This is a genomic window from Streptomyces sp. NPDC097619 (assembly GCF_040302735.1).
In the GTDB taxonomy this organism is placed as follows: Bacteria; Actinomycetota; Actinomycetes; order Streptomycetales; family Streptomycetaceae; genus Streptomyces.
Map to the genome: position 1 here is coordinate 20084 of NZ_JBEOSD010000111.1, position 7227 is coordinate 27310.

Sequence of the window (7227 nt, forward strand, 5' to 3'; positions counted from 1 at the left end):
CGTCCCGGGGCGGGGGCGGGTCAGGGGTTGCGGGCGTCGCCGAGGCTCGTGATGAGAGAGGCCAGCACGGCGATGCGCTCGGGGGCGGTGGAGGTGTCGAGCCATTCCTGGGGGGTGTGGTCGGCGCCGCCGACGGGGCCCAGGCCGTCGAGGGTGGGCACTCCGGTGCCCGCGATCAGGTTGGCGTCGCCCACCCCTCCGGTGGCGGCCGCGCCGAAGTCCACGCCCACGGCCCGGCCTGCGTGTCGGGCCATTTCGAGCATGCGGCGTGAGGCGGGGGTGTCCTCCATGGGCGGGCAGAGGTCGACCTGTTCGACGTGGACGGTGGTGCCCGGCACGCCGGGATGGCAGGCGGCCTCGTGAATGGCCCGTTCGACCCGCCTGATGGCGGTGGCGGTGGCCGCGCGTACCTCGACCCGCAGCTCGGCCTGAGGGCACACGATGTTGGCCCGGGAGCCGGCGCGGATCACACCGACGTTGACCGTGACGTCGTCCCAGCGGCCGTTGAGTTGCTGCAGGGCGACGACCAGGTGGGCCGCGGCGAGCGCGGCGTTCGCTCCGCGTTCTGGCTCGATGCCCGCGTGGGCCGCACGACCGGTGATCGTGAGCAGGAAGTCGGCGACGCCTTTGCGGGCGATGACGAGGTCGCCGTTCTCCCGCGCGCATTCGAGACCGAGTCCGTAGTGCATCCCGCGGGCGGTGCGCTCGATCAGCGCGCGGCTGGACGGTGAGCCGATCTCCTCGTCGGGAGTGGCCAGGAAGACCAGCTCCGCGTAGCTGTCCGTGCCGTGCTCGCGCAGGATTTCCAGGGCGGTGAGCCCGGCGAGCAGACCGCCCTTGTCGTCGCTGACCCCGGGACCGGTGGCCAAGGGGCCGTCGATCCGGAACGGGCGGGCGGCCGCTGTACCGTCCTCGAACACGGTGTCCATGTGCCCGGCCAGGAGGATGCGGCGGCCCCCGTCCGTCTCGGGGAGACGGCCGCGTCTGCGCCCGATCAGCGTGTCCCCGCTGAGTCTGTCGCCCTCGGGAGCGAAGCGGACCCGCTCCACGGAGAATCCCAACACCAGCAGACGGTGTTCCACCCAGTCGGCGACCCGGTTGACGCCGTCGGGACTGTAGGAGCCGGAGTCGATGGCCACCAGGTCCGCGAGGTCGAGCAGGTATCGGCAGTGGTGGGCGCGGGCCAGGTCGAGGAGCCGGGCGGTGTGCTCCTGCGGGGCGGCGGTGGTGCTCACAGGACCTTGGAGAGGAACGCGCGGGTGCGCTCCTGCTCCGGATCGACGAGCACGCGGCGGGGGTCCCCGGCCTCGACGACGACGCCTTCGTCCATGAAGACCGCCGTGTCGCCCACCTCGCGCGCGAAGCCGATCTCGTGGGTGACGACGACCATGGTCATGCCGTCGGCGGCCAGCTGTCGCATCACGTCGAGCACGTCGCCGACCAGTTCGGGATCGAGGGCGGACGTCGGCTCGTCGAAGAGCATCAGCTTCGGCTTCATCGCCAGCGCACGGGCGATCGCCACACGCTGCTGCTGCCCGCCGGACAACTGCGCCGGGTAGTGGTCGGCCCGGTCGCCCAGGCCGACCCGTGCGAGCAGCCCGTGGGCCAGCTCCAGAGCTTCGGCCCGTGTGACGCGGCCGACCCTGACCGGTGCCTCGGTGACATTCTGGACCGCGGTCATGTGCGGGAAGAGATTGAAGCGCTGGAACACCATGCCGATGTCCCGCCGGCGGGCCGCGACCTCCCGCTCGCGCAGTTCGTGCAGCCGGTTCCCCTGCTGCCGGTAGCCCACCAGGTCACCGTCGACGGTGAGCCGGCCGCCGTCGACCTTCTCCAGGTGGTTGATGCACCGCAGGAAGGTGGACTTGCCCGACCCGGACGGGCCCAGCAGGCAGCAGACCTGCCCTGGCTCCACGGCCAGGTCGATGCCCTTCAGGACCTCCAGCCCACCGAAGCGCTTGCGCACGCCTTCGGCACGCACCATGGCCGTGCTGCTCATCGGCTCCGCTCCTTGTCGTTCTTCGTCCTCACGGTGTCCCCGAGCCCCGCGGCTGCGCCGAGGAGACGGCGCAGCGGGGAGACCTGGCCGCGAAGGGTGGTGCCGCGTCCGTAGCGCCGCTCCAGCCACGCCTGGGGGATCCCCAGCAGGGTGACCAGGGCGAGGTACCAGATGCTCGCCACCGTGAGCATGGGGATGACCTGGTAGTTCTGCGCGTAGACGGCCTGGATGTTGGACATCAGGTCGCTCGCGGAGATGACCGAGACCAGCGCGGTCATCTTCAGCATGTTGATGGTCTCGTTGCCCATCGGCGGGATGATGACGCGCATCGCCTGCGGCAGGACGATCCTGCGCATCGTCAGAGCCGGACGCATGCCCAGCGAGTGCGCGGCCTCGGCCTGTCCCGGATCCACGGACTGGATGCCGGCACGGACGATCTCGGAGGCATAGGCGGCCTCGTTGAGGCCGAGGGCCAGAAGTGCGGCGACCGCGGGGGTGAGCAGCGCGTTGGTGTCGGCCTGGAAGAAGGTGACCTCGGTGAAGGGGATACCGATCTTGACCTGGGAGTAGAGGGCGGCGGCGTACCCCCAGAAAATGATCTGTACGAGCAGAGGAGTGCCCCGGAACACCCACACGAACAGATTCGCCAGGCCGTAGAGCACGGGGCTGGAGGACAGTCGCATGACCGCCACCAGCGTCCCCAGGCCCAGGCCCAGCCCCATCGCCGCGGCGGTGAGCCACAAGGTGGTCGCCAGCCCGTCGAAGACGAGGTCCGCGAACAGGTACTCGCCGACGATGTCCCAGCGCAGGTTGTCGTTCTTGGCGAGGGACCCGATCAGGCCGACGAGCGCGAGCACCGAGGCGACCGCGGCCACCCAACGGCCCCAGTTGCGCACCGGGACGATCTCCAGCTGCGGATCGGGCACCTGCCGTTCTCCTTCTCCACGGGGTGCGACCTGTGGCTTGGTGAGGGACATCTCTAGTCCACCGCCGCGTTCTTGGTGGCCTTCTCGACGGCGATCGAGCCGACGCCGTACTGGTCGTAGACCAGCGCCAGCGTGCCCTCGTCGATGAGCGCCTGCAGGGCCTTCCGGATCGCTTCGGTGAGCTCGGGCAACTGCTTGCTGACGGCGATCCCGTTGGGCGACGCGCCGTAGCCACCGGGGGCGGCGGGGTCCTCGACCAGGTCGAAGGTCTTGCCGCTGTCGGCGGTCTTGGCGACCCAGCCCGCGGCCGGCTTGGTGAGGACCTGGGCGACGACCTTGCCCGCCCGCAGGGCCAGCTGCGCGTCGGAGTCCTTCGGGAAGGTCTGGATGCCGATCGCAGGCCTGCCGGCCTTCCGGCAGGCCGCCTGGTGGCTCTTCAGCAGGTCGAGCTGGTTGGTGGCGGCTTGGACGGCCACCTTGCGCCCACACAGGTCGTCCAGCGTGGTCACCTTGGACGGATTGCCCTCGGCGACGAGCACACCGGACCCGGAGCGCGAGTAGTCGACGAAGTCGACCACCTTCTGCCGCTCCCGGTTGTCCGTGATCGCCGACATCGCGACGTCGAACTTTCCGGCCTGGATGGCGGGGATGATGCCGTCGAACTTCTGCGGGCTGAACGCGAAGGTCACCCCCAGCTTGGCGCCCAGCGCCTGTCCCAGGTCGTAGTCCAGGCCCGTCAGCTCGGACCCGCCCTCCTTCACGAACATCTCGAAGGGTGCGTAGGGGACGTCGGTGGCCACCCGGACCTTGCCGGCCTTCCTGATCTTCTCCGGCAGAAGATCGTGCAGTGCCTGGTCCTTGTCGATTCGTACACCGGCGATGGTGACGGGCCCTGCGGGCGGGGTCGGGGCGGTGCCGTCGCCCTTCCCGCAGGCACTCAGGAACGCCATCGCGGTGGCCGTCGCAACGGCCACCACCGCTCGGCGGGCGGGAGAACTCTTCATTTCGTGCAGCCTCTCGGGGGTGCTTTGTCGGCGGGATTCAGCCGCCGACCACACCCCCGGAAGGTACAGATCAATTGGAAGGGTGACCAGATGTAACTCCTGTTACGTTCAGGTAACGCGCGCTTCGAGGATGATCATCGTCTCTTTTGGTCTCTTTTGTGCGGATTGATGAACCACTGGCCCCCTCGATGGCGTCCTCAGGCGTGAATCTCGTTGTACATCTTCCCGCCAGACGGCATGGCTTGTATGTTCCGCTACCAATCCCCTGGAGCTCCGCTTCGCTTGCGCTGCAGCTCCGTTGGCCGCCTCAGGCGGCTCCCCTTCCGAAACTTCCTGGAGCGCAGATGACCCCACGTCCCGCGTACCGCACCGCGCCCGTAGCCCTCACCCTCGCCGTGACCGCGGTGGCAACGGCCCTGACGCTCCAGCAGCCCGCCCACGCGGCCGCCGACCGGATCCGCCTGGGCAATACCGCGGACGTCAGCCGCGCCTCCTGGAACGGCCCCGCCTTCACCATGAACGGGGCGGGCGCCGTCGTGACCGCCTCGATGGCCCGCGCCGTGAACGAGATCCGCGGCGGCACCGGAAGCCTCGACGTCGTCGTCCTATCCGGCTCCGCTCCCACCTCGGGCAGCCCCACCCCCGAGTGCGACACCGCCATGGGGCTGACCGGCGTCAACTCCTGTACCACCTGGACGCTCACCACCGCCGCCGACGGCAACAACGGCCAGGTCAACAGCGACATACGCAACGCCGAGTTCGTCTACTTCGCCGGCGGCGACCAGTGCCGCTACGTCGCCTGGAAGGGCACCGCCCTGGAGGCATCCGTCGAATCCGTCATCGCCAAGGGCGGCGGCTCGGGAGGTGGAAGCGCCGGCCACCACATCAACAGCCCCCTGGTCTACGACGCCTGCAACGGCAGCGTCACCAGCAGCGAAGCGCTCGCCAACCCCTACCAGCGCTCCGTCAGCTTCACCACCGGCATGTTCGAATGGGCCCACTACGGCGCCGTCCTCAACGACTCCCACTTCGTCACCCGCGACCGCATGGGCCGCACCATGTCCTTCCTCGCCCGCGCCGTGAAGGACGGCCTCACCCCCGGCGGCGCGGCCTGGGGAGTCGGGGTCGAGGAAGGCGGCGGATCCCTCTTCCTCGACCGCAACGGGCACGCCACTCAATACGGCAAGGACGCCTACGTGGTCCTCGCCGACCACCAGCCCGAACAAGCCGTCGACCGCAAACCGCTCACCTACACCGGCTTCAAGATCTGGCGCCTCACCCCCGGCACGACCTTCGACTTCAAGAACCGCCCCACCTGCGGCTACTACCTGCGCAGCGTCACCAACGGCACACCCGACACCAACCTCTACAACGGAACACCGCTCACCGACTGCGGCGCCCCGGGCGGCGGCAGTACCCTCACCGAGAGCGAGCCGAACGACACCCGCGACACCGCCGACGACGCCACCGCACTCCCCTCACCCGCGACCGTCACAGGCACCATGAAGTCCACCAGCGACCGCGACTACTTCAAGGTCGCACTGAACTCCGGACAGACCGCCACCATCACCTGCGCCGTCCCCACCGCCTACGACGCCGACCTCTACTGGCTCGACTCCGCCGGCAGCACCCTGGAGCGCTCCGTCAACGACGGCGCCGGCACCGACGAGAACCTCACCTTCACCCGCACCGCAACCGGCAGCGGCACCTACTACCTCGACATGGAGACATACAGCGGCTCCGGAACCGCCGCCTACACCTGCGCCCTGACCAGGAGCTGACAGCCCGACCGCCTTCCAGAGCCCAGTAGCGGCAGCAGGCGGTACGGGGCTCTCGGCGTCCCGGAAGGCCGTCACACGGGATGCGCCGGGCGGGGACGTGGCTGAGCCCCGACCCAGGGGGAGGGGTCGGGGCCCGGCTGCTGTCACGCGATCCGCTCCGAACTCCGAGGGAGCTGCCGTATTCCTCCGATGCGCACGCCCTTCTCCTGTCCGACGGGAGGCGGATCCGGGCGCGTACGTGTGCCCGCCTGCACGCATAAGAAACGGGTAAAGATGGGCGCATGGGAGGGAGGGGCCAGGGCATCCGGTGTTTCGGAGGTTGATAATCATGGTTCCCCTGCTTCTCGTTCTTCTGCTCGCTCTGATCCTGTTCGGTGCCGGTTTCGCGGTGAAGGTCCTGTGGTGGGTCGCGATCGCGGTCCTGGTGGTGTGGCTGGTCGGGTTCGTCGCCCGTCCGAAGAACAGCTCCGGCCGCTGGTACCGCTGGTAGCCGAACCAGCGGCACCCCACACGGGCCGGACGGTGTGACGGTGGTGGGTCTTCCCTGCTGGCGGCGGGGGTGGCCCACCTCCGTCATGCCCGCGCGCAGTGCTCGGCCCGCGGAGCGGGGGACAGGGGAAAGCCGAGAGTCGGGCCGGTGCCTGCGCGACAGCACGGATGCCTGCGTGGTCCCGGCGCCAGAGGCCGGATTTTTGCCGAAGGCGGCAGCGTCCCTGGCCGCTGGAGGTAGCCACGGCGCCGGGCCCTGAGTGCGCCTCCTGGAGGCGTTGGGCGTCTGCGCAGGTGCCCCGGTGTCATCTGCGCCGGGGTCGCGGGGTGATGGCCCAGGCGAGGTCATCGCTGTCGAATCCGTCACCGACTTCGTCGCGGAAGCATTCGATGATCTCGTTGAGCGTGTCCGCGAGGGCGGAGGGATCGGCGACGGTGGCGCCGGTCACTGTGGTGTCGGTCACGGAGTCGGCCTTTCGGGGTCGGGAAGTGGTGGAGTCGCCGCGTTGCTGCTGAGGGCGGCGAGCGGTGCTGATGCCGTCGCGTGCGGCGAGTTCGGGTTCGGCCGGGGTGGTTGGGCCCCAGCGGAGTGACCCGCTGGCGTCCCCACACACGCAGATCCGGGCCACGCTTCTGTGGGTCCCGGCTCCCAAGCCGGTACATGGCGTGGCCCCGACGCCAGGAGATGGCCTTCGTCGAGGGATGAGCGACGATGGCGGTCCATTGCGCCGGGGCCCATGTGCCCAGTCCGCACCTGCACTCCGATGCCCCGTACCGGCCCGTCCATGCATCCGTTAGGCGAATGGCCTTGCCGGGCGTGGTGGGTGATCAGGGCGTGGATGTCGTCGGTGAGGGCCGCTCGGTGGCGGTGGTGACGGGGTCGTGGACGGTGACGACCAGGACCTGGTCGTCGAGGCTGAGACGGCTGGTGTACTAGGCAGTGTCTTCAAAGAGGCTTTAGCCAGAGGAACAGGGACGCGATGGTGACGGCTGCCTGGTAGGACTCGCGGGTCTTGTCGTAGCGAGTG

Annotated in this window: 7 protein-coding genes; 2 read left to right on the top strand and 5 right to left on the bottom strand. The window is 69.4% G+C overall.

The window, feature by feature from the left end; genetic code table 11:
• Window positions 1-20: 20 nt before the first annotated feature.
• The 4 genes from ABTZ17_RS25825 to ABTZ17_RS25840 are packed head-to-tail and all read right to left on the bottom strand — an operon-like array spanning window position 21 to window position 3929.
• The gene (locus ABTZ17_RS25825) at window positions 21-1235 is read right to left on the bottom strand and encodes a M20 family metallopeptidase (protein WP_352198098.1); all 1215 of its coding nucleotides are present in this window, start codon (window positions 1233-1235) and stop codon (window positions 21-23) included.
• The gene (locus ABTZ17_RS25830) at window positions 1232-1984 is read right to left on the bottom strand and encodes an amino acid ABC transporter ATP-binding protein (RefSeq protein ID WP_352198105.1); all 753 of its coding nucleotides are present in this window, start codon (window positions 1982-1984) and stop codon (window positions 1232-1234) included. The genes ABTZ17_RS25825 and ABTZ17_RS25830 overlap by 4 nt, the downstream gene beginning before the upstream one ends.
• Window positions 1985-1995: 11 nt before the next feature.
• Window positions 1996-2925 (bottom strand): amino acid ABC transporter permease, encoded by a 930-nt coding sequence (locus tag ABTZ17_RS25835; RefSeq protein ID WP_352198099.1) that lies wholly within the window; start codon window positions 2923-2925, stop codon window positions 1996-1998.
• A gap of 53 nt (window positions 2926-2978) precedes the next feature.
• Window positions 2979-3929 (bottom strand): ABC transporter substrate-binding protein, encoded by a 951-nt coding sequence (locus tag ABTZ17_RS25840; RefSeq protein WP_352198100.1) that lies wholly within the window; start codon window positions 3927-3929, stop codon window positions 2979-2981.
• A gap of 344 nt (window positions 3930-4273) precedes the next feature.
• Here ABTZ17_RS25840 and ABTZ17_RS25845 point away from each other — a divergent pair, with 344 nt between their 5' ends.
• Together ABTZ17_RS25845 and ABTZ17_RS25850 are read left to right on the top strand one after the other, a co-directional pair.
• Entirely contained in the window at window positions 4274-5710 is a 1437-nt protein-coding gene (locus ABTZ17_RS25845) for a pre-peptidase C-terminal domain-containing protein (RefSeq protein WP_352198101.1), read from the top strand.
• Between the two features lie 328 nt (window positions 5711-6038).
• Entirely contained in the window at window positions 6039-6200 is a 162-nt protein-coding gene (locus ABTZ17_RS25850; protein ID WP_352198102.1) for a hydrophobic protein, read from the top strand.
• 304 nt (window positions 6201-6504) lie between these two features.
• On the opposite strand, the gene ABTZ17_RS25855 is transcribed toward ABTZ17_RS25850, so the two are convergent.
• On the bottom strand, window positions 6505-6663 hold the full coding sequence (locus ABTZ17_RS25855) for a hypothetical protein (protein ID WP_352198103.1): 159 nt from the start codon (window positions 6661-6663) through the stop codon (window positions 6505-6507).
• Window positions 6664-7227 lie beyond the last annotated feature (564 nt).

Bases quoted from the DNA above. Each gene is read 5' to 3' on its own strand.
- ABTZ17_RS25830 (WP_352198105.1), bottom strand. From the start codon at position 1,984: ATGGTGCGTGCCGAAGGCGTGCGCAAGCGCTTCGGTGGGCTGGAGGTC.
- ABTZ17_RS25840 (WP_352198100.1), bottom strand. From the start codon at position 3,929: ATGAAGAGTTCTCCCGCCCGCCGAGCGGTGGTGGCCGTTGCGACGGCC.
- ABTZ17_RS25845 (WP_352198101.1), top strand. From the start codon at position 4,274: ATGACCCCACGTCCCGCGTACCGCACCGCGCCCGTAGCCCTCACCCTC.
- ABTZ17_RS25850 (WP_352198102.1), top strand. From the start codon at position 6,039: ATGGTTCCCCTGCTTCTCGTTCTTCTGCTCGCTCTGATCCTGTTCGGT.